General features: G+C 40.7%; 21 protein-coding genes. 7 read left to right on the top strand and 14 right to left on the bottom strand.

Annotated elements, in window-relative coordinates; all coding sequences use genetic code 11:
- Positions 1-20: 20 nt before the first annotated feature.
- The 3 genes from AB4128_RS18735 to AB4128_RS18725 form a co-directional block, all read right to left on the bottom strand.
- Positions 21-1,028 carry a GlxA family transcriptional regulator gene (locus AB4128_RS18735; protein ID WP_055024128.1) on the bottom strand — a complete coding sequence of 336 codons (1,008 nt, stop codon included), beginning with the start codon at positions 1,026-1,028 and terminating at the stop codon, positions 21-23.
- A gap of 406 nt (positions 1,029-1,434) precedes the next feature.
- Complete coding sequence (gene mog, locus AB4128_RS18730; protein WP_055024127.1) at positions 1,435-1,968, bottom strand: molybdopterin adenylyltransferase; 534 nt, start codon at positions 1,966-1,968, stop codon at positions 1,435-1,437.
- Positions 1,969-2,099: 131 nt separating this feature from the next.
- The gene (locus tag AB4128_RS18725; protein ID WP_372038603.1) at positions 2,100-2,588 is read right to left on the bottom strand and encodes a C40 family peptidase; all 489 of its coding nucleotides are present in this window, start codon (positions 2,586-2,588) and stop codon (positions 2,100-2,102) included.
- Between the two features lie 368 nt (positions 2,589-2,956).
- Between AB4128_RS18725 and AB4128_RS18720 the strand changes: the two genes are divergently transcribed.
- Positions 2,957-3,976, top strand: a complete 1,020-nt coding sequence (locus AB4128_RS18720; RefSeq protein WP_055024125.1) for a LysR family transcriptional regulator — start codon at positions 2,957-2,959, stop codon at positions 3,974-3,976.
- A gap of 111 nt (positions 3,977-4,087) precedes the next feature.
- Here AB4128_RS18720 and AB4128_RS18715 read toward each other — a convergent pair whose 3' ends face one another.
- Positions 4,088-5,053 (bottom strand): LysR family transcriptional regulator, encoded by a 966-nt coding sequence (locus tag AB4128_RS18715; protein ID WP_055024124.1) that lies wholly within the window; start codon positions 5,051-5,053, stop codon positions 4,088-4,090.
- Between the two features lie 520 nt (positions 5,054-5,573).
- Here AB4128_RS18715 and AB4128_RS18710 point away from each other — a divergent pair.
- From AB4128_RS18710 to AB4128_RS18690, 5 genes are all read left to right on the top strand, one after another.
- Complete coding sequence (locus AB4128_RS18710) at positions 5,574-6,071, top strand: DUF2726 domain-containing protein (RefSeq protein WP_055024123.1); 498 nt, start codon at positions 5,574-5,576, stop codon at positions 6,069-6,071.
- 83 nt (positions 6,072-6,154) lie between these two features.
- Positions 6,155-6,628, top strand: coding sequence for a nitrite reductase (locus AB4128_RS18705; protein WP_055024122.1), 474 nt, complete (start codon positions 6,155-6,157; stop codon positions 6,626-6,628).
- A gap of 16 nt (positions 6,629-6,644) precedes the next feature.
- On the top strand, positions 6,645-7,334 hold the full coding sequence (locus tag AB4128_RS18700; protein ID WP_055024121.1) for a 4Fe-4S dicluster domain-containing protein: 690 nt from the start codon (positions 6,645-6,647) through the stop codon (positions 7,332-7,334).
- The gene (nrfD, locus tag AB4128_RS18695) at positions 7,331-8,272 is read left to right on the top strand and encodes a cytochrome c nitrite reductase subunit NrfD (RefSeq protein ID WP_080917252.1); all 942 of its coding nucleotides are present in this window, start codon (positions 7,331-7,333) and stop codon (positions 8,270-8,272) included. The genes AB4128_RS18700 and nrfD overlap by 4 nt, the downstream gene beginning before the upstream one ends.
- 20 nt (positions 8,273-8,292) lie before the next feature.
- The gene (locus AB4128_RS18690) at positions 8,293-8,583 is read left to right on the top strand and encodes a cytochrome c3 family protein (RefSeq protein WP_055024119.1); all 291 of its coding nucleotides are present in this window, start codon (positions 8,293-8,295) and stop codon (positions 8,581-8,583) included.
- Between the two features lie 365 nt (positions 8,584-8,948).
- Here AB4128_RS18690 and AB4128_RS18685 read toward each other — a convergent pair whose 3' ends face one another.
- Genes AB4128_RS18685 through AB4128_RS18670 form a run of 4 tightly spaced genes read right to left on the bottom strand, consistent with a single transcriptional unit; the run spans position 8,949 to position 13,096 of the window.
- Positions 8,949-9,818 carry a DUF4198 domain-containing protein gene (locus tag AB4128_RS18685; RefSeq protein ID WP_055024118.1) on the bottom strand — a complete coding sequence of 290 codons (870 nt, stop codon included), beginning with the start codon at positions 9,816-9,818 and terminating at the stop codon, positions 8,949-8,951.
- Between the two features lie 10 nt (positions 9,819-9,828).
- Positions 9,829-10,353 carry a DUF2271 domain-containing protein gene (locus AB4128_RS18680; protein WP_192021781.1) on the bottom strand — a complete coding sequence of 175 codons (525 nt, stop codon included), beginning with the start codon at positions 10,351-10,353 and terminating at the stop codon, positions 9,829-9,831.
- A 20-nt stretch (positions 10,354-10,373) separates the two neighbouring features.
- Positions 10,374-10,985, bottom strand: a complete 612-nt coding sequence (locus AB4128_RS18675) for a PepSY-associated TM helix domain-containing protein (protein WP_282166985.1) — start codon at positions 10,983-10,985, stop codon at positions 10,374-10,376.
- Positions 10,985-13,096, bottom strand: coding sequence for a TonB-dependent receptor domain-containing protein (locus AB4128_RS18670; RefSeq protein ID WP_372038601.1), 2,112 nt, complete (start codon positions 13,094-13,096; stop codon positions 10,985-10,987). Before AB4128_RS18670 ends, AB4128_RS18675 begins: the two co-directional genes overlap by 1 nt.
- A gap of 158 nt (positions 13,097-13,254) precedes the next feature.
- Between AB4128_RS18670 and AB4128_RS18665 the strand changes: the two genes are divergently transcribed.
- Positions 13,255-14,250 (top strand): helix-turn-helix domain-containing protein, encoded by a 996-nt coding sequence (locus AB4128_RS18665; RefSeq protein WP_372038600.1) that lies wholly within the window; start codon positions 13,255-13,257, stop codon positions 14,248-14,250.
- A gap of 6 nt (positions 14,251-14,256) precedes the next feature.
- Here the strand turns inward: AB4128_RS18665 and AB4128_RS18660 are convergent, their stop codons facing one another.
- From AB4128_RS18660 to AB4128_RS18635, 6 genes are all read right to left on the bottom strand, one after another.
- Positions 14,257-15,300 (bottom strand): inorganic phosphate transporter, encoded by a 1,044-nt coding sequence (locus tag AB4128_RS18660; protein WP_080917260.1) that lies wholly within the window; start codon positions 15,298-15,300, stop codon positions 14,257-14,259.
- A 9-nt stretch (positions 15,301-15,309) separates the two neighbouring features.
- Positions 15,310-15,978, bottom strand: coding sequence for a DUF47 domain-containing protein (locus tag AB4128_RS18655; RefSeq protein WP_055024112.1), 669 nt, complete (start codon positions 15,976-15,978; stop codon positions 15,310-15,312).
- A gap of 107 nt (positions 15,979-16,085) precedes the next feature.
- A complete protein-coding gene (locus tag AB4128_RS18650; protein WP_055024111.1) occupies positions 16,086-16,910 on the bottom strand; it encodes a hypothetical protein in 825 nt (274 codons plus the stop codon).
- Positions 16,911-16,927: 17 nt separating this feature from the next.
- Positions 16,928-18,274: an OprO/OprP family phosphate-selective porin gene (locus AB4128_RS18645; RefSeq protein WP_282166988.1), complete on the bottom strand. Its 1,347-nt coding sequence runs from the start codon at positions 18,272-18,274 to the stop codon at positions 16,928-16,930.
- Positions 18,275-18,603: 329 nt separating this feature from the next.
- The gene (locus tag AB4128_RS18640; protein ID WP_372038599.1) at positions 18,604-19,971 is read right to left on the bottom strand and encodes a hypothetical protein; all 1,368 of its coding nucleotides are present in this window, start codon (positions 19,969-19,971) and stop codon (positions 18,604-18,606) included.
- A gap of 10 nt (positions 19,972-19,981) precedes the next feature.
- Positions 19,982-20,452, bottom strand: a complete 471-nt coding sequence (locus AB4128_RS18635; RefSeq protein ID WP_055024108.1) for a CYTH domain-containing protein — start codon at positions 20,450-20,452, stop codon at positions 19,982-19,984.
- Positions 20,453-20,510: the final 58 nt, after the last annotated feature.

The following is a 20,510-nucleotide window of genomic DNA, read 5'->3' as shown; positions in this document are numbered from 1 at the left end:
TCAAAGCCCAAAAAGTATCGCTAGCAGCAGGTATGAGTATTAAATTTTTGTCGATAAGCACGCGGGCTTAACGTGGTGAGTTGGATGAATAGTTTTCTAAATGAGCTAACATCCTCATACCCGACCCGCTCGACAATTTGCTCAATGGCCAATTCTGTTGTTTCTAGCAATCTTTTTGCTTCATCTACTCGAAGGCGCTGCATATAGCTCGCTGGCGTTTCATTCACGGCTTTTTTAAAGCGCCTAATTAACGTGCGTTTGCCTACAGCAAATTTATCTGCAATATCATCTAGTAGCCAATGTCGGCTCAAATCAGCCTGCATCCAACGCTGTACGTTATGTATTAATTCATCTTTATGCTGTTCAGGATTAATCGCCATTGTCATAAAGGGTTGTTGAGAGCTGCGATTAGGATCGATCAGCAATATTTTCGCCATCTGCTGCGCCATTTGTTCACCTGCTAAAATCGAAATAAGATGCAGCGCTAAGCTTAAATTGGAAGTTGTCGCACCTGCGGTATGTATATGGCCATCAGACACCACCAATGAATCCATACATAACTGCACATCTTTAAAATTGCGCTCAAACATCTCGCTAAGCCACCAAACCGTTGTTGCGCGCCTTTGGTTTAATAAGCCAGATGCAGCAAGTAATAATGTTGCTGAACAATAAGCTGCAACGGGCTTTTCAGCAGCCGAAAAGCGCGACAGTGGTGCTATTAAAGGTTCAAAATCGGTTAAAAATGCTTGAAATTCAGTTCGGTTAGTCACAAATGCAGAGGCGAGTATGACGGCATCAGCCTGCAAAATATCATCAGGATGCGCTAGCCCTTTGGCTGGCACTTCAAAACCTTGATTGGTTTTTACATTATGACCGTCAGCTGAAATCACATGACAGTGAAACAAGTCTTCTTTGACATCCTGATTAATACGGCGCCAATAGGCATTACAAAAACTAAATACATCTAAAAAGCTCACTAGGCCACTCGCCACCACGTTACCCGCCGCTAAAATATAAATTGTTTTCATCACGCCCCCAAAATGTCACTTTTGACTTTATATTTGTCAATAATGACACTTAAAATCGATTTGTCTAGTTTTTATACTGTTAATCACAGTGAGTCATTAGCAGTAAGGACACAAGTCATGAAAAAAGTCAGCCAGCATATAATTATCAGTCTGAGTTATCTCGCCGTCAGTTGGGGATTATTACTATCAGTAAACTTCAATACGCCGCCCAATGTATTTACTCACCTGATAGCGATTCCCTTTCTCGCCATATTTACTGGCTATAGCGCCCACTTAATCTTTAGAAAAGGGTTGTAACAGTTATTGAAAGCCCATAAAAAAGCGCATTGCAGGCTAACATCCCGCAATACGCTTAATAATGACTACTAGGTGAGTAATCTAGATAACCTGAAATCGGCTTAAAAAGTTATTTCGCTTTCGGTCTGAATGGCTTAATCACAGACTCATCACACTCTAAAAATGGACCATCCATTAAATCAATGCAGTATGGAATTGCTGGAAATACCGCATCTAAACATTCACGAATTGATTTTGGCTTGCCAGGTAAGTTAACAATCAGTGAGTCACCTCGTAAACCAGCTGTTTGGCGAGATAAAATAGCTGTAGGCACAAACTTTAATGATTCAGCGCGCATTAGCTCGCCAAAGCCTGGCATCATGCGATCACATACTGCTTCTGTCGCTTCAGGTGTCACATCACGCTTCGCAGGACCTGTTCCGCCGGTGGTCACAATCAGACTACAATTTTGTTCGTCAGCCATTTCAATCAATGTGGCTTCAATCACTGCAGTTTCGTCAGGAATAACCTTATAAACAGGTTCCCACTCTGATGTTAAATATTCATTTAGCACATCAATAATGGCTTTTCCCGATAAATCTTCATACACACCTGCACTTGCACGGTCACTTACCGTAACAATACCGATTTTAGCTTTGGTCATGACGAGGTCCTTAAACTTGATCATTAAAATTACTGTAAGACTAAATGGATTTTTAGACTTTAGATGCGGCTAAAATACCACAATTTTATCGCTGAAGCGGAGAGATTGATCAAGAGTTACAGCGATGAAAGCTATAAACGGCTGGCAAACCAATATCTGGGTTTCCAATAGACATTATCCATACTCGAAATCATCACGCCTTTTTTAGTCGATACATGCAAAAAACGATGTCCACTTAAATACACACCAACATGGCGACCTGAACCTGTGGTTTTAAAAAAGACTAAGTCACCGCTTTGAAGATCACGCTTATTAATGCGTGTACCCAGATGAGTTTGCCCTTGTACTGTGCGTGGCAAACTTGGGCCGACGAGATCTTGATAAGCTACATACACTAACCCTGAACAATCTAACCCTTTTTTAGTCAGCCCACCTAAACGATAAGGTGTCCCTTGCCATTGCTGATGAAACTGCAGCAGTCGTGCTTCATTCCATAAGCGTTCATCAGCTTTGGGAATGTCAGTTGATGCTTGAGTGCCTGACGGCAAAGGCGAATCGATTTGAGCAGCACATGCGGTCAGGAAAAAGCATACAAATGTGATAACGGCTCTTAATACCATACATTCATTTCCATCTAGTTTATCGCCTTATATCAGCATAACTATTTGTACAAACCATTTAGGTTAGTCTAATTGTAATTGATTCAAATGAAATCTTATAAAACTCGCTACGAATATCTCGCACCTAAACACTACAGCTGAACAAAAAACCAGCAAAATTAACATACAAACTGTCAACAACATGGTTACAACAACACATACAACAATCTCAATTGTATTCCCTATCTTGCTGAATAATATAGTATTTAAGTATTATATTTAGCTAATAATACCCCTAAAGAGGTAAACTGTGAGTTGCATTCGATTTAGCACCATAGTGATGTGATAACTTCGCAAAAGATGAATAACTCAAACGCTTGGTAAAACTCATGGAAAAACAATTATCAAGGCTAGATTACTTTACGCTTAAAGTTCTAATTGGCCTATTTGAATATAAAAATGGTAGCGTTGTAGCTGAAAAACTCAACAGCACCCAGCCAAAGGTGAGCCGTGCACTCAGCACAATGCGAGAAGTTATTCATAATGAATTGTTTATTCGCCAGCAATACGGTCTTCAACCAAACGCCATGGCTGAACGTTTATACCCTTTAGCCAAAAATATCATCAGTGCATACGATGATATGGCTACGGCCGCAAAGACCCAGCCTGAAAATGATCTCGTACTCCATATCAGCGCTCCCGAGCAAATGTCGATGTTTCTTTTAGAATCGATTGATAAAACCAGCGAGATGTTAGGCGTTAGTCATATCGTTGATATCCACCCATGGACAGAAAGTGCTGAACAAAAAATTGCACAAGGAAAAATAGACTATGCTATTTCTTCTTTTCCTTTTAGCCATGACAATATAATCAATAATAAGTTGGGTGATATTGAGTTCTGGTTTTTAGCGGTACGTAAAGGGCATCCAATCCTACAGCAGCCAATAACCCTTGAAAGTATTCTTAAGAATCGCCTAGTATTCATCCACAATGGTCCCACATCAGCGCTTACTGAAATCGTGAGTCGTTGTAGTGAAATCACTCACTTGAAAGCAGACATCAGCTTGATCACATCAAGCCTTGTCATGGCATTTGAACGTGTCGTTAACTCAGATGATATTTGCTGGGCTCCTTCGGTCTTCCCATTTGAATTAAGTAAACAAAGAGATGACATTGAGCTCATTGATATGACCGAGTTTTACTATACTCACCTTCAAACCCCCGCAAATATCGTTGTCCCCTGTCATTACTTACAATGTCATGAAGCTAAAACATCAGAGTTCACTGCGTTATTAATAGAAAACATGACCGATAATTTGAAAAAATATCAACAAACATATCGAAATATGAATATCAGTAATATTAACAATGATGAAGTGACAACTAATGAAATAGTTGCTGCGGAATAAATACAAATAAGAATCAATAACAATTAGATTCTATTCATTTTAAAAAGTTAAAAATATTAAAGCCTCTCAATATTAATTGAGTGGCTTTAATATTCAGTTTTATATGAGCAATTAGTGAAGCGCTGAATGTACCAAACCTTGAATTTTTTCAGTTAACCATTGCAAGTTAGCTTCATGATTATTTTTATTATAAATCATATATAGCGTCGGTACTTTTACTTCCATATATAATCTATCAGATTCAACTTCAGCTAAACGACATGCGTGTAAACCTGGCGTTGTATTGATCATGTTATATATCGAGCTATATGGTAGTAAAGCAACCGCATTAGTTTGTCTTAAATACTCAAATAAACTGGAAACACCATTTAAATCCATTTCAGTATTAAGCGGTATTTTTCTACGATAACAATACTCTTGAAAAGCACTCATTCTCTGTTCTGCATCACCAACATTACTATTAACGTAAGGGTATTTGGCAATTGACTCTAATGTTATTTCTTCTTTTAGAATTGGGTGTTTCTCATCACAAATTAAAAATAGCTTATTCAATTTCTTTAACGGTAATACTGCTAAATTATCATCTATGCTTTCCAAATTATCTATTGCTTTGCTACAACAGATACCAATATCAATATCCCCAGAGACAATATGATCAAGTGAAGACTTATTCCATGCAGAGATATTAAAATTGACATCTTTTCCTGCATCTCTAATGGACGTAAGCAACATCTTAGGAAAAGGAAAAGAAACAAGATCTGGCGCAACAATCTCAAAGTTATGAATATTATCAGCTATCGCCTCACCATTCAGCTGCTGCAGGCTGTTTGAACATTCAAGTATCTGCTTAGCAATCGGATAAACTTTGCCAGCAAACTCATTAGGCACCAAGCCATATTTTTTGCGAATAAAAAGCTCATTACCAAAAATTTCTCGTGCATGCTTAAGGCAACGACTTATCTTGGGTGCTGGCACATTCAATTTATTAGATACAAATGTCGCAGACTTGTTCTCATACAGATTAACTAGAATATTGATACTCAATAAATCTAGGTCACTATAACTAATATCTCTCATCTAAATACCTCCCAATGATAAGTTCATTTTAATAATACCCAATTTAAATTTATTTTTGTTATTTTATTTTAATTGTTTTATGAAAATGTTTGCTATGTCACTTATTTGGTTATACAGAAAATGAATAATAAATATTTAAATATCGGAATACTAAAAAACATAACACCTTTTTATATATAAAAACCTATAAACAGTGAAATAAAAACTTCACAAAAGCCACCAACCCCTTGTGGCTGCTACTTTTTAATAAAGTAAAATCTCAACAAACAGAATAACAAACAAGCTAATTTCGAAAATCAAAATATCACATTTAAATATTCAAAAATCGCAATTCAAAATATACCTTTTAAAATTTGTAAAATCTAAATAATAATAAACAAACTCAAATTTGATATTTAAATATAAAAATAACCATCCAATTATTTAATTGATTTAAATCAATGTTTATAAACCCTCACAAGGAAATACTGAATGTGCTTTAAAAATAAATTTAATAATCAATGAAAGTTTGGAGGCGTTTATGAACACATCAGTCATATTAAGCTATGCTTTTGTCTACTTTGTATTATTCCTTGTTGTTCCTTTTGTTCTAGTAACATTTACAATGACATGTATAAAGTTTTTCAAAACCAGCAATGTAGAGAATGTGGGCGTTAATATTAAATTGAATCCTGAAAAAATTGCGAATAAACCCGTTGGTTTTTTCAATAAGCTCAATTCAATTGCTAAAGGTAAATATAATATTTTATACGGTACTACGATGGATAATATTGTAGATATTGATAAAACAGACAAGCCAGAAGATGCTCACAAGCATCTACAACATTGTCACCTCGATTATGTTGTCGTCGATGATAACTCAGCAGTCAAACTGGTGATTACAGATCCTCAACACAACACACCTGAAAATAATGAGTTCATCGACCATTCATTAGCAGAGGTTGGTATTAAAGTGATTCACTTAGCTAAAAACCAACAATGTGATGAATCATTAATTCGCAACTCTCTCGCAGCTTAGTGCTATCGAGTGCTGAAGCTAGGCTTCAGCACTCAAATCCCTATTAGACGTTACTGTATCACTGAATTATGTGAGGGCTCATTATGTCCAGAATTTCAAAAATCACCCTTCCCTTGTTGACCTCTATTTTGATGGTGGTACTCGGTTTTACCGCGCCTGTCGCCAAGGCTGACACCCCTGAATTTAAAATGAATCAAAATCGCCAATGCATCATGTGCCATAAGAAAAACGGCAACATGTATGGCATGCATGCTAATGACGCACTAGGTCAAACCTGCCAGGACTGTCATGGCGAGAAAGGTAAGCATCCACGAGGTGAATCAGAACTCATTGGTTTTGGTGAAAACTCCCCCGCTACAGCAGCACAACAAACAGCTGCCTGTATGGCTTGTCACGGTCAAGAAGAGTTAGCTGCTGCAGATTGGACCCACAATGTCCATTCTAACAAGGTTAACTGCGCCGACTGTCACCAACTGCATCCAGAAGTTGATCCAATTATTGGCATAACTGAAAGCAAGCGCATCGCATCATGTGTTAGCTGTCATGAAAGCAAATAATTAGGAGGATAAAACGATGAAAAAAGAAAGAAGACTATTTTTAAAAGGAGCATGTGTTGCAGCCGTTGGCGCTGCAGGCGCATCTGGCCTAAGTATCGCCAACTCTGGCGGTCAAAAAGAAGATAACAGCACAAATTGCAAATATGCCCTTATTCATGATGAAAACAAATGTATTGGTTGTGACGCTTGTTCCGTCGCTTGTCGTGAAACCAACAATGTACCAGAAGGAGTTAGCCGTTTAGATATTGAGCGCGAAGGGCCTTTTGGTGAATATCCCAATCAATTTTATCGTTTCACCCGTAAGTCCTGTCAGCAATGTGAAGGCAAACCATGCGTTAACGTTTGCCCAACGGGCGCTGCCTACCATGATCCTAAAACTGGCATTGTCAGCGTTGATGAATGGAAATGTGTTGGTTGCTTGTATTGCATCGCTGCTTGTCCATATCAAATTCGCTTTATTAACCCTGTCACTAAAGCCGCAGATAAATGTGACTTCTGTAAGGAGACCCGCTTAAAAGAAGGTCGCCTACCAGCATGTGTTGAAGCTTGTCCAACAAAAGCGCTCACCTTTGGTGACCTTAAAGATCCACATTCACAAGTGGTTGAAGTCCTTAAAACGACGCCTAACTACCGAAGTAAAACCGAACTGGGCACACGCCCTAAAGTGTTCCGTATTGCTTCCCAAGAGGGAGAAATCAAGTTATGAGCCCATTCCATTTTGACAGCCTCATTTGGCACTGGCCAATCGCCATTTACTTATTTTTAGCAGGGATCTCTGCTGGGGCAATTTGTTTTGCAGTATTACTAAAGCACTTCAAGTTGGGTAAAAACGCCTATAAGTCTAGCTTTGTAAGAGCAGCATGTCTTATTGCTCCTCTTGCAGTATTTGCTGGCCTTGGGATCCTGGTCGTTGACTTAACCAAGCCGTTTGATTTCTGGAAAATTTTGGTTTTCTACAACCCAACTTCAGTGATGTCAGTGGGCGTTGCTGTACTGATGGTTTATCAAGTGGCTTTATTCTCGTGGTTGGCTTGTTTATTCCAAGAGCCTATCCGTCATTGGTGTAATGACCGTTGGCCTATCGTCGATAAAGCGCTGGATATTTTGTTAAAGATGGAAGCAACGATTACAGGGTTACTTGTCATCTTGGCATTATCATTAGGCGCCTACACAGGCTTCTTACTGTCAGCATTAACCACATTCCCAATGCTGAATAACCCTGTACTACCAATGCTGTTCTTAATATCGGGTATCTCTTCTGGCGCAGCAGGCACATTGCTAGGTGGCGTATTAATGAAAGGCAACCCTGACGGTAAAGAAGTGCACTTTATCCATAACATTGAGATCCCACTTATCCTGCTTGAACTCGCTTTATTATTTACCTTCTTCGTAGGGTTAATTTTAACCGGTGGTCAAAGTCAGGTTGCTGCACTCAATGCCATTGGTGAAGGTTTCTGGGGCTGGGTGTTCTGGGCAGGGATTGTCGTTGTCGGTCTAGCTATGCCGCTTGCATTTAACCTATTTATGACAGCATCAGCAAAACGCAAATTCTCTTATGTCGCCATCACAGCAAGTTGTAGCCTATTCGGTGTCCTCTTGCTTCGTAATTTCATTCTTTATACCGGTCAAATGACCGTAGCTTAATCATTATTTAGGAGTTAACCATGCTTAAAGTTTTAGGACTATCGATTTTACTGAGCTTCTCTGGTGCTGCATTTGCTGAATCAATTGCAGACACTCATACGGACATGGCTGGATGTGAAGCTTGCCACATGGATGGTGAACCATCAGCAGATATGGCGTATGAAAACCAAACCTGTATCGATTGTCACGGTGGATTAGATAGTATTGATGGTGAAATTCATCAACAACATGATGGCGTTTTAGATTGTGGAACCTGTCATATCGTGCATGAAGTTCAAGATCCAAACGATACTTGTGCTGACTGTCATTAGCATATAAAGCGCTTCGTCGAACCATTCACGAAGCGCGTTAATTAAACCACCAGCAAACAATGTCACTGTTAAGAAATCGTATCATTAAGCTTTTTAAAAGTGACTGTTCAGTCTTACCCAAAGCACTGAAAGTGATTAATAGCCATGTAATTGGCTAATCCATCGAAGAAATGACTTTAGCCATTTCGTCGTATTAACAAGGAAGTCATTGGGCAGGATGCCATTTTACTTGTATCTATTGCACGTTAACTAAGTACTTTGCCAAAAGGTATTGCCCCTTATGCAAAGTGAGTGCACCCAACCTCCAAATGGGTTCGCCACCCTTTAAAGGGTGGCTTTTTTAGCGATTGGCCTATATTTCCCTATTATTCTGGAAACACTTCTAAGGTCAAATAAAGGCTAAAGTGCTTCACATCTATATCTGCTGCATCTGGAGCATCAACATGGGTTTCTGCAATCAACAAGTAAAAACCTGCTTGGCTTGGGGTAAAACTAATATCACCATTTTTGGTCACATCCAAAATTTGCTCATCTCGGTCATTACGGTGACGTGTTCCGGCTTTAATCAATTTCACTTTAGTGTTTGTCGTTAAAGGTTTTCCATTAAAAAGCAATTGAAACTGTGCAGTTTCATTAGCAAATAAATCATTCGGGTGGGTTGTTTTACTCACGATTTCAACGCCAGTCCCAGTAGGCGCAATCGCCTGATGAGTCGCACTGTTTAACGTCACAAACGTTTCTACCCTTGATGCTGTTGTTCGACGAACCACCTTTGTTGCTCCGGCAGGAATTTCAGGTGACGGCCCCCATAAACGAGCAGGCTGACCTTCAGCGTTAACAAAGGTAGTCATAAACACATCCGGTTGTACCAAGCCGACACGATACGTTCCCTCGTGAGCTAAGGTCACATCAGCAACAGACATACGTGAATACGCCGCCCATTGTGTGTCTAATGACACCTTGCCATCTGGCGCGATCACCGTGTATTCAAGGTTCGCAAAATATTCTTTTAGCTCACCGACATCTCGTCCTGAACCACTGTCGCCCAATGGTCTATCAGGGTGAAAAATATCATTAGAAATACTCGCCAATACGGTAATTGATTGAGGTGCTTCACCTGATAACAAGGTATGAGACGGCAGAATAAACCGTTCGTGTGCCGTGCTAGTAAATACGGCAAATACACTTGCTATCACCACGACTGCACGTGAAATAAGCTTAACGTTAACTGACATATTGATCTTCCTATTTGATAAGTAATGTAACTGTGCCTAGCTCTTGTTTTCCTTCAAGAACCAACTGCTCTTGTTTGTTACTGGGGTATGAAAACGTTTGGCGTAAATATTCGCGACTCCCTTGCTCTCTGACTGACTCAACGTGTAATACATAATCGCCTGCTGGCAGCATTGCTCCAGTTTCCAATCGACCATCCCAATGAATGCTATACACTCCCGGCTTACGCGTAGCGCCACTCACGGCTTGATAATCAGGTGAACCACTACGACCTATTTTTCGCCACCACTGGCGTAAGTCTTTAAACCAGTCAGCTTGTTGTCGCCAAAAAGCCAATGTATGCACTCCCTGACGCTGCGGAGTTTCAATCCAGATCGCCACATACGGTTTATGGTATGGCGCAGCTTTTATATCTGGAATCTCAACCGACACCGTAAACTCCTGAGCTTGCAGCCAAGTGGGTGTCATTAATAAGCCGATAAGTAACAACAACGCGATCTGTAGCCGCACCATGAGTTTTGTTGCATTATTTTTCATTGAATTTCTCCTTGTTGCGATTACCTTGGTACCGCTATCAAATACACCACTAAAGGTGTAATGCTGCCCAATGCCACCACCATGAATCCCATACGGCGGTGTTTGGCGTTTTGAAGCAAAATAATCAACCCTGTAATCGAAAACAGTAAAATCAGCCCTGCGGACACATCAATCACCACAGACCACACATTGCCGCTATGCCGGCCTTTATGCAGGTCATTCACTAACCCCAGTAAGCCTTGGCTACTGCGTTCAATTTCAATGAGTTGGTCATCAAGTAACACGGTGACAAAGGCATAACCTGCAGGCAAAGGGTAGTCAAAGGTGATTTCGCCCATGTCCACCAGCACATCAATACTGCGTGGAGAAGCCAGTGCCGTTTTTTGTTCGATATAGGCTTGCAGCGCGTTAAGCGGGTACTCTCCTTCAAACTGAGCAAATTGCACAGGTAAAGGTAAGCTTTGGATTTCGCTTGTGGCCTGAGCAGTCCAAGAGGGGTGATTAAGTGTGATCCCCGTAAGGCTAAAAAAGACTAACAGGGAAAATAAAGTGCATGACACATAAATGTGTAACCAACGGCAAAAGCTAAAAAAGCGTTTTGCTTTTGCCGTGCGTAGCCATGAAGTTGCCATTAGAATTGATATGACACCGTGGCCTTAATATTACGGCCAGGTTCAAAATCTTGCAGATACAACTCGCCAAATCGAGGATGGAAAGACACACCAGTACGAGAAGATTGCGAAGCATAATACTCATCAAATAAGTTATCGACACCTGCAATAATGGTTAACCCTTCAACCGCTGCAATATCCCATCTGGCATTGATGTTATGCACGGTATAACCTTGCTTACTGTTATCAAGACTTGCACCGTCTAAATCAAGTCCAGCAGGCACGTCATCGGCATAAAGCAGTTCCCAATTAAACGACAATCCCATGTCATCCAATGCATAACCTAAGGTTGCACTGACTGTATCACCTTGTTGTCTATCTAATCGTGCACCGTCTAATTCACTATATTGTTCAAACGCCTGTAATTCACTTTCAGCACTTGAGTAGGTTACCGAGCCTGAAAAACCGCCATTGAGATAATTTATGTAGGCCTCATAACCTTCAATATCCATATCGCCGATATTGTCTTTCCAATAACGACCTCCAGAAGTAGCAGGTGCTGTAGCATAATCGTAGATGTAGTCATTAATTTCGGTTTTAAATACGGTCGCCCCTAGGGAAATATTATCATCACCAAATGCTTCAAATTGATATGCAAAAGCTAGCTCATAGTTAACCCCAGTTTCGGCTTCAATTTCTTGATTGGTGGTGTCATATAAACCTGCGCCGACAAACACTTCACCAATTTCAGGCCCCTTAAATAACTCTGTAGCACTGACATTAAACACTAAATCATCAGTAGGCTGAATGGCTAACGCTAACGCCCATGCAGTATTATCAAAGTCGTTATCAACGACCTTAGAATCCACTGAATATTGGTCATAACGTAAACCTGGGATCAAACTGATGTAATCGTTAAAGGCAATTCGATCTTGAACAAAAATAGCAATGTTTGACGATTCTTCAGCAGACTCATCCGTGCTAGCAGTGTATCGAGCAGAGTAATCTGTATCATGTTTCACATAATCAAAACCATAGGTAAAGTCATGCTCCCACAGAGCTGTCAGCGTGGTTTCACCTAATAAGTTTATGCCTTGATTCTTTGCCTCTCCGGTGACAATCGCAGCCCACCCTGCGTAATCAGGATTATCTGCATAGCCCGTTTCATCACGCCACAGCTCGCTGGTATTGGAGTATGCTGCCGCTTTTATCAAGCTTGACGCCAAACTTAGCTCGTAATTAAGCGCCAAGGTGTCACGTGTAAATTTCGTCGGCCAAAGCAGTGGCACATTTAATGACTCGGTAATAGCGATATCAGTTGCAAGCCCCATATCAGGGCGGTAGCTGTAGTCACCTTCGTCGGTGTACTTTTCATAACTAAGTTGAATACGCTGATTATCGCTCGGCTCCCAGCCGAACTTAATCAGTGCATCATCAAGTTCGCCCTCAAGCCCTCTTACCGTGCCGTCGGTACCTTCAATGACATCGCCATTTGAATCGGTAATTTCTCCGCCACCCACTTCGTAATTTTCACGATTGACCAAATTGTAATAGCCAAGAAAATCAACACTGTCAGTCATCAAACCATAAGCTGTGGCTGAGTATGTTTGTCCAGAGTTATCGCCAGCCCCCACTTGCACGCGTCCACCAAATCGTTCACCCGATTGCAATAAGTCACGTGCTTGTTTGGTTTCAAATCTTACCGAGCCACCTAAGCCACCGTTAATGACTGAGTTGTTACCCACATCAATATCAACTGACTTCAAAATATCAGCATGAATTTGCAGGTTACCCATGTGGTGATACATGTAGTTATTTTGCTTAGCACCATCAATCGATATGTCTAAGTCTTTATCATCCATGCTACGAATCGTAATACGCTGATTTAATGAATGTGCTCCGCCAACATCCACACCAGGAATGCTGCGTAATAAGTCACTGATATGATCAGCCTGTTTACTGGCAATGGCTTCTTCTTTTAAATACATAGAAGAGGCATTTACAGTGGTACTCCATACTGTCACACGTTCTATTTCAGTGTCTTCAGACTCAGCCGAAAATACCGCTGAAGAAGTAAGCACTGTAACAACAGCTAAGCTTGTCGAACTTATTTTAAAGCGCTTGGGTAACATAACGATTCCTTGTGGATGAAAATTATTCCGAACAACTGTAATGAGAATTATTATCATTATGTTACCACTGTGTTATGGTGTTTGTTTCACTCATTGTTATGCGAAATCGCCAAGCTGTTATGCGTAATCGCCATTTATTATGAAAAGGCAACTTAGGTATGAATACACGCTTATCAAAGGTTGAGTTATCAAGAAAAATCAAAGATGCAGGCTATGAAGATGCTTTTATTGAAGCAAAAGATATTGCTTCAAAGGAGCTGATTACCGGTAAGGTGTATTTTAAAAAACTGCCCAGTGGTATTGATGTTCATTGCGTTAATATGACTGAACATACTGAGGGTTATAGCAACTCGCAGATTGATGCCTGCATTAGCATTAATGTATTACTCGCCGGTAAGGTTAGCTTTGCACTGGAACATCAGCGCTATGATATTCAAGCGCAAAGTTCGCCTGTGTTATTCATCAACATTATCAATTCACAGCAGATATTTACTCGGTTTTTTACTCAGCAACAGCAGGTCAAAAAAGTCAATTTAAGCATTACCAAACAATGGTTATTAACCCGCTGTGGCAGTGTGGCTGACAGGCTGCATATTGAGAAAATATTTGCCTCGGCTCAGTCTGTTTTTCAGTGGCCATGCACTGAAAAACAACTAACATTAGCCGCTGAGCTGTATCAAAAAAGCCTCGATGAAACGCTTAACTTTCAATGGGAATTAGAGCAACTGGCATTACAATTTTTTTGTGACAGTTTTACGCTACTGAGTGACAACCTCGATCGAGATGCGACTCCCCCAAAAGAGCCTGACATTAACAACTCCCCTTTACCAGTAAGTCAGTTTGATTTTGAGGCAAAAATTGAATCCTTACTATTTGAATCATTATCTCTCAAACAAATCGCTGACAAACTTGGCGCGAGTGTTAGTACCTTACAACGTTATTTTAAGTCACATCATCAACTGACACTCAAAGAGTACATCCGCAATCAGATCCTTGAGCATGCCAGAAGACGCCTTATTTTTGACAATCAATCAGTGGGGGAAGTGGCATATCACTCAGGATACAACCATGTTTCTAACTTTTCTTCGGCATTCAAAAAGTACTTTTCGATGACGCCAATTGAAATGCAAAACCAATACAGAAACCTTGAGTAACTAGGCTTAAACCACCACTTGCTTAAACAAGTTTTGCACGATAAACAAGCCAATAAAGCACGCTACGGCCGATAATATTGGTGTGATAACCCAGCCCACTAATATCTTACCTAATACAGGCCATTGAATTGGCAATCGCTTTAAAAAAGCAATGCCTATCACGGCACCAATCACGGCTTGCGAGCTCGATACCGGCACCAATGGAATCGCTGGTAAGCCCATATTTACAAAGCCATTTGACAATGACTGCGACGAGAAAATAAATAGCACGATGGAATGCGCCATTACTACGACCCATGCGGTTACAGGTGTCATTGAAATCAAGTTACCACCCACAGTCATCATCACTTTTTTAGAGTAAGTAAATACCCCAATACTGATAGCAACAGCCCCTAAGAAAAACAACTGCATCGCCCCGGTAAACTCTATTCCAGCCAGCTCGATGGTATCGATAGGCGCGCTTAATACAAACACCCCCATCACATTGGCAATGTTATTCGCTCCTAAACTGTAGGCACCAAAAGCGCCAGCTAGAATCAAACCAACTCGAGTCCATTGGTCAAGCTGGAATAACCCAGGACGCCACCAGTTAATTGCCTTGGTCACCGCCTTATACAACAAAACTGCCGTAATTGCCGCTAAGATTGGACACATCACCCATGTGCTTAAAATTTTAGTGAGCACTTCGGGATCAGTCGCCATGCCACTGAATAGGTTCCAGCCAATAATCGCCCCCACAATGGCTTGCCCTGTGGATACCGGTAAACCTGATTTTGTCATTAAGTACACGGTTGTCGCTGCAGATAATGCCACAGTAAAAGCACCACCAATAGCTGACACTTTACCCAGCGCGCCTAACGTATGTGACGCACCAGCACCACTTATCACAGCGCCTAAAATGACCATCACCGAACAAATCATCGCGGCAGTGGAGAACTTCACCATCCTTGAGCCAACAGCGGTACCAAAGACATTCGCAGCATCGTTTGCACCCAGTGACCAACCTAAAAACAAGCCACTTGATAGAAACACCCAAATCGCAATATCCATTTGCACTCCTTATTGAACGCGTTTTAACGTGAAAATGGCTACCCTGTCACTGATGTCTTCGGCTAAATTAGCCACTTGATCAATTCGGTCAAAGAAATAACGCAGCTGCACTTTGTTAATAAGTGGCAAGTCTGTATCAAATAAAATCGTTTTAGCTCGAGTACAGGCTTTATCTGCATCAGACTCAAACATGATCACTTTTTGATGATATTCCTGCACCCGCTGTAAATCGGTAAAAAAGCTTTTGGCGCACAATAAAGTGTGGTCAATGGTATTGCCTACAGCCTTAAGTAACACCATCAAATCAGCCTCAACCGCCTGAGGGATTAATGGCTTTTCAATTTGCAGGTGCAAACCTATAGTCTCTTGGCGATTGATTAGGCGGTCAGTTAAATCGATAAGTGACGCTACATCTCCCCGTAAATCTGGAATAAGCGTCTTTCGATATAAGGTTTGTTCAATTTCTCGTTTGAGCACATCGGCTTCATGTTCAATAGCTTGTAATTCAGCTAACGCATTGGAAAACTCATCACTATTAGCGCCATGGGTGAGATACATTTGCCACATATAAACAAATTTATGTTGCGCTAAGGTCACTTGATCTAGAAATAAAAAAACATTGGTTTCGGTAGACTGACTCTGAGAAAGAAGCGTAGAAATCCGAGAAAAGCCAAACATTGGCATCTCCTTGTAGTATTGATAATGGAAGGTAAAGCGAAAACATGACCGGGCACTACCAATGGGAGTGAGGGTGATAATACCCAGTCATGGGTGAGTGCGGGAAACTAGTTGAATCCTTTACTCATTTTAAAAGTGGAACTTGTTTTCGAACCACTATGACCATGCTCATAACCGACAGATTCAACTTGTTGGTATAAGTATTGGTACATTTTTTCTAATTGCTCTTTGTCTTTAACATGCCCTTTAAACGAGAACTCATTAAAGCTGATACGTGGCTTACGGTAGTATGGAGTCCATACTTGAAAGTCCACTTCTACATTATCAAAACGCTTATCTTTTACCGCCCCTTCCCAGCCATGGGTGCGCATGACCATTGTTTGAATAATCTCATCTTGATGAGCTTCATAGATGTCGCCAACGATGTCCCACAACACAGAATGGCGCTTTAACACCTTAAATACCGAGTCGATATCCACGTTTCTGACATCAATATCTGCTGGAGAATATGGCACGTCATAACTCACACTATATGCCGCTTTACCATCGGTATAGTCAATTTCCGCTTTACGGTAATTAGACAGTTCACCAAAACTTTCTGGGTCGGCTGCACGTAGTTTCACGGTAATTTTACTTTTGCGAGGCTTACTCACATCTTCACGCACACGGATATTAATATCCTTGGCTTTGAAAGCGCGATTTGGCGTATCTAAGTAAGTCACCAATTTGACTTTAAGGCGCTCTTCTAAATCGATAAAGTTAAATGCCTCTTTAAATTCATCGGTTTGCTTAGTCGCTGCATAAGGCATCGTTTTCGCTGTACCCGTATTCACGTGATATTCAAGTGAAGTAAACGCATCTGGCGATAATGCATAGGCACTAGAGCTTAAACACACATTCACCAAGCCAATTAAAAATAGATTATTTCGCATCAACATATCCCCTTAAATTAAAATGCAAATTGCAATCTGGCTTGGAAAATATTGCCATCTTGATCGTACATTTCGACACCGTTAATGTCGGTATATGGCTGCTTATAATCCGACTGACTGCGAACATAGTTAAACTGCGCTTTTAGGTTATTTTCTAAGTACCAGTTTACCCCCACGATGTAATCGGTTTTTTCTCCGCCATAGATATCGGCATCGGTATCATCGAAGTTAGCAACATCCACACGTGCGGCGACTTCCCAAGCACCATAGCCACCAGCAGAAATCGCATTTTCAGGTTTTACTGATTTAAAGGTGCCTTTCTTACTACCATAGTTCCATTGCTCGCCCGTTAAGGTATACACAGCTTGTAAGTAATAGGCATCAACGCTTACCGACTCATCGTCAACCTGATCCGCTTTTGACGTTACATATTCACCTTGGATCAGTAAATTACGGTGCTGATAAGCCAGCTCTAAGCCATAACTTTGCACTGATTCAGCATCAAACTTACCAGTATCAATAGTGCGGCTAACCGGTTTGCTGCTAGGTCTTGCACGGTAACGCATTTCTTCAGCTTCACTATTATTGTTGGTGTACATACCACTCACACCAATATGCAATAAATGATCACTGGTATTAATCGGCGCCATAGTAAAGCGGCCGTTGTAGACATCTTGTTTGAAGTTTAAATCATCATCATTGATGTTAGCGGTTGTACCTAAGCCCAGCATCAAGTTGTAATCATTACCTTTATACAACCATTGCACACCCACATTACGATCTGGTGAGAAGGTATCCGTGCTCGCACGCTCTAAAAAAGCAAGGTGAGCAGAACTGCCTGTCGCCTCTAAGCCGAAGCCAAATTTTTGAAAACCAATTTCAAGCTCTTGGTTCTCCCAGCCACGGTAACTCACGTTGGCATCTTTGACTTCTACTTCTGATTCTCCATCAAAATCAAACTCTAACGAGTACTTCCAAACATTTGAAAAGTAGCCTTCTACGCCAAAGCGGACTCGTCGGAAGTCGACCGTGTTTGCTCCGCCTTCAAATTCACGTTTACTGCCAGTGTAGAAATCATCAGAGTTCACATAGTCCAATTGAATACGACCAGAAAACTCCATGGTCGACTTGCCGTCTTTCGATATAAACTCTGGTGACGGGCTGCTGCTTGAGAACGTTAATCGGTCAGTTTGATTAGCGGCATCTTTTGCTTCAATTAATTCCATTTCTAGTGCATCTAAGCGTTCTTCTAGTTCTGTCACACGGTCGCTATCAGCTGCCATTGCAGCACCTGAAAAACAAAATAACGATATCGCGACAGCCTTAGCTACGCCCGAAACTGAAAACACATTTTCTTTGCTCATCTTTCTCTTCCTTAGATTTATTTTAAGACTAATGTGGAACAAAAATGTTTCTATCCTGTTAGGCATAGAGTAGATCTACAGTAGAAGAAAAAACATGATCAACATCAACTAATTACAACTTAATCTGACAATTATTAACTAATGAGATCTGGGTGCAACTTGTTCATTGTCGGGTGTTTTTTTATATTAGGCAGCCGAATCCCGCATTAGAATTGTCTCAATTCAAACGCAACGATTCCCGGTCTTTTAGGTTAAATTACCTGTATGGTTTTAGGCTTTATATGAGAAGCGATTTGAGCGCCGTACCAGCCGATAAAATCAGAAAGTAATTATTTAACCTGTTCTAATCTATGGATCCCTTTACGGCTGGTCGTGAGTTTATAGCGTTGATAAACGCTATCAGCATCGGTTTTAATTTCTACAATAACGTTTATGGGATACACACTGTGCACATTGTATTGTTTTATGTTGTTATCTGTTTCTTGCCAGTGACAACGAATGGTTCTTGGTAAAAAACGTAAACGCTTACTTAAATTAAGTGTCAGTTTGTCTCTAAACTTAAATAAAGGTTCTTCACCGTTTTTTAAATGTGATTGATATAAGCGTTTATATACCAACGCTTCTTGGGAGCTATGGCTATCTGCACGGTAGAAACGTTTACGAAGCTGATTAATTTTGGCAGGTAAGGCCTCAGCCTTTTGTCGATACAAGGTTTCTTTGGCATCAAAAACAAGTTGACCAGAGTCGGCTTGATGAAAACGATAATGATGCTGAGAGTATTTAGAAAAATACTTCTCCATAAAATAGTTACGCCCCAATTCCTTGATGCGGTCTTTAAAAATATATGACAACACCAATGAAAAGAAAAAAGGAGTCGAGAAATTGCCAAAAGCCCTTTGGGTTGCAAAAGCCACTCCCGTGGCAAACGCCATTGCTAATGCTGCAGCAAAACCAAAAATAAGTTGCTCTGCCACTTCGCCGTTTTTAAGTCGCTTACGAGATAATTGATAAGGTCTATGAATGACTCGTTTTGCAATATGTAAGCGGTTAAGTAACTTTTCTCTGCCAGCTTCTGATTTAGGCATTAACGTCAGATTACGCAGTTCAGTCTCTTCGGTTAACCGATGAATGTGAGTATTAAGCCAAGCTTTTTCTTCTTTAGATGCCTTATGTTTCGCTTCTAGTAAACACTGGTGATAGTGGTAGCTAATGACATGCAATGCCAATTTAAATAATTTACTTTGGGTAACACCCGCTTCATTGTCATGAACCTGTGAGAACTGCTCTATTCTGTCCCCCATAAACCGTAATCGCCGAGCACTGCCAATGGTAAGATCTTGCTCTGTCATTTGATGGGTAGGTAAAAAGTCTTCAGGTTGTAAATCGAGTAACCCGCAAACAAATTCAGATAAGGCCAACACATAACGACGTTGGTTGGCCTTAGCTGTAGCATAAGCAGTTTGCTTAATGATCAATAAATCACGATCAATAGTATTACAGCTGATGGGGTCAACTTTAATAAGCTGCTGTTGCTGTAGGAGATTATGATAAAAACTACTTTTATTCATGACGTCGCTATTGTCAGCCAATTTAGCAGGATAGAAGAAATACACCTGCAATTGCACTCGACTTAACTCAGGTGGAATTTCCAGCTGAATCGTTAAGTGGTACTCATCGGCTATCGATAGCGACAACATGACATTCACCCTACCATTGAGTGAAAGGTTGCTTCATTAGCATTGAGTTATAGTAACGCGCATCACCAGTGACTTCTTCTGCTAACCAACTTGGTTTATGAACGGTTTGCGCTTCATCTGTCAATTCAACCTCTGCGACAGTCAGCCCTTGGTTGCTGCCGTAGAACTCATCAACCTCGAAGATGTGTCCTTCGAAATCGACAAGATAACGAGTTTTGTCGATGACGCCTGGTTCACAGATTTTCAGTAGTTCTTGCGCCTCTTCAACAGTGATTTCTTTTTCCCATTCATAACGCGACGCACCTGACTCATTACCAATTCCCTTAATGGTTAAAAACCCTTTATCGCCTTTTACCCGAACTCGCACAGTACGTTGCGGCACACTACTTAAATAACCTTGAATAATGCGCACAGACTTAGCTGCTTGAGCTTTAAATTCGTCACTTGAGACTAAATATTTACGTTCAATTTCTTGTGCCATGATAGCTATTCCCTAAAAATGAATTTGTCGCTGTTACCACTTTTGCCTATTAAGTTGC

It is taken from the genome of Shewanella sp. 10N.286.52.A9 (assembly GCF_041468985.1).
Lineage (GTDB): Bacteria > Pseudomonadota > Gammaproteobacteria > Enterobacterales > Shewanellaceae > Shewanella > Shewanella japonica.
This window is presented reverse-complemented; position numbering and strand designations above follow the sequence as displayed.

Bases quoted from the DNA above. Each gene is read 5' to 3' on its own strand.
- AB4128_RS18690 (WP_055024119.1), top strand. From the start codon at position 8,293: ATGCTTAAAGTTTTAGGACTATCGATTTTACTGAGCTTCTCTGGTGCT.
- nrfD (WP_080917252.1), top strand. From the start codon at position 7,331: ATGAGCCCATTCCATTTTGACAGCCTCATTTGGCACTGGCCAATCGCC.
- AB4128_RS18650 (WP_055024111.1), bottom strand. From the start codon at position 16,910: ATGCGAAATAATCTATTTTTAATTGGCTTGGTGAATGTGTGTTTAAGC.
- AB4128_RS18660 (WP_080917260.1), bottom strand. From the start codon at position 15,300: ATGGATATTGCGATTTGGGTGTTTCTATCAAGTGGCTTGTTTTTAGGT.
- AB4128_RS18685 (WP_055024118.1), bottom strand. From the start codon at position 9,818: ATGTCAGTTAACGTTAAGCTTATTTCACGTGCAGTCGTGGTGATAGCA.
- AB4128_RS18715 (WP_055024124.1), bottom strand. From the start codon at position 5,053: ATGAGAGATATTAGTTATAGTGACCTAGATTTATTGAGTATCAATATT.
- AB4128_RS18705 (WP_055024122.1), top strand. From the start codon at position 6,155: ATGTCCAGAATTTCAAAAATCACCCTTCCCTTGTTGACCTCTATTTTG.
- AB4128_RS18675 (WP_282166985.1), bottom strand. From the start codon at position 10,985: ATGGCAACTTCATGGCTACGCACGGCAAAAGCAAAACGCTTTTTTAGC.
- AB4128_RS18635 (WP_055024108.1), bottom strand. From the start codon at position 20,452: ATGGCACAAGAAATTGAACGTAAATATTTAGTCTCAAGTGACGAATTT.
- AB4128_RS18710 (WP_055024123.1), top strand. From the start codon at position 5,574: ATGAACACATCAGTCATATTAAGCTATGCTTTTGTCTACTTTGTATTA.
- mog (WP_055024127.1), bottom strand. From the start codon at position 1,968: ATGACCAAAGCTAAAATCGGTATTGTTACGGTAAGTGACCGTGCAAGT.
- AB4128_RS18645 (WP_282166988.1), bottom strand. From the start codon at position 18,274: ATGAGCAAAGAAAATGTGTTTTCAGTTTCGGGCGTAGCTAAGGCTGTC.
- AB4128_RS18700 (WP_055024121.1), top strand. From the start codon at position 6,645: ATGAAAAAAGAAAGAAGACTATTTTTAAAAGGAGCATGTGTTGCAGCC.
- AB4128_RS18720 (WP_055024125.1), top strand. From the start codon at position 2,957: ATGGAAAAACAATTATCAAGGCTAGATTACTTTACGCTTAAAGTTCTA.
- AB4128_RS18640 (WP_372038599.1), bottom strand. From the start codon at position 19,971: ATGTTGTCGCTATCGATAGCCGATGAGTACCACTTAACGATTCAGCTG.
- AB4128_RS18665 (WP_372038600.1), top strand. From the start codon at position 13,255: ATGAATACACGCTTATCAAAGGTTGAGTTATCAAGAAAAATCAAAGAT.
- AB4128_RS18680 (WP_192021781.1), bottom strand. From the start codon at position 10,353: ATGAAAAATAATGCAACAAAACTCATGGTGCGGCTACAGATCGCGTTG.
- AB4128_RS18735 (WP_055024128.1), bottom strand. From the start codon at position 1,028: ATGAAAACAATTTATATTTTAGCGGCGGGTAACGTGGTGGCGAGTGGC.
- AB4128_RS18725 (WP_372038603.1), bottom strand. From the start codon at position 2,588: ATGGTATTAAGAGCCGTTATCACATTTGTATGCTTTTTCCTGACCGCA.
- AB4128_RS18670 (WP_372038601.1), bottom strand. From the start codon at position 13,096: ATGTTACCCAAGCGCTTTAAAATAAGTTCGACAAGCTTAGCTGTTGTT.
- AB4128_RS18655 (WP_055024112.1), bottom strand. From the start codon at position 15,978: ATGTTTGGCTTTTCTCGGATTTCTACGCTTCTTTCTCAGAGTCAGTCT.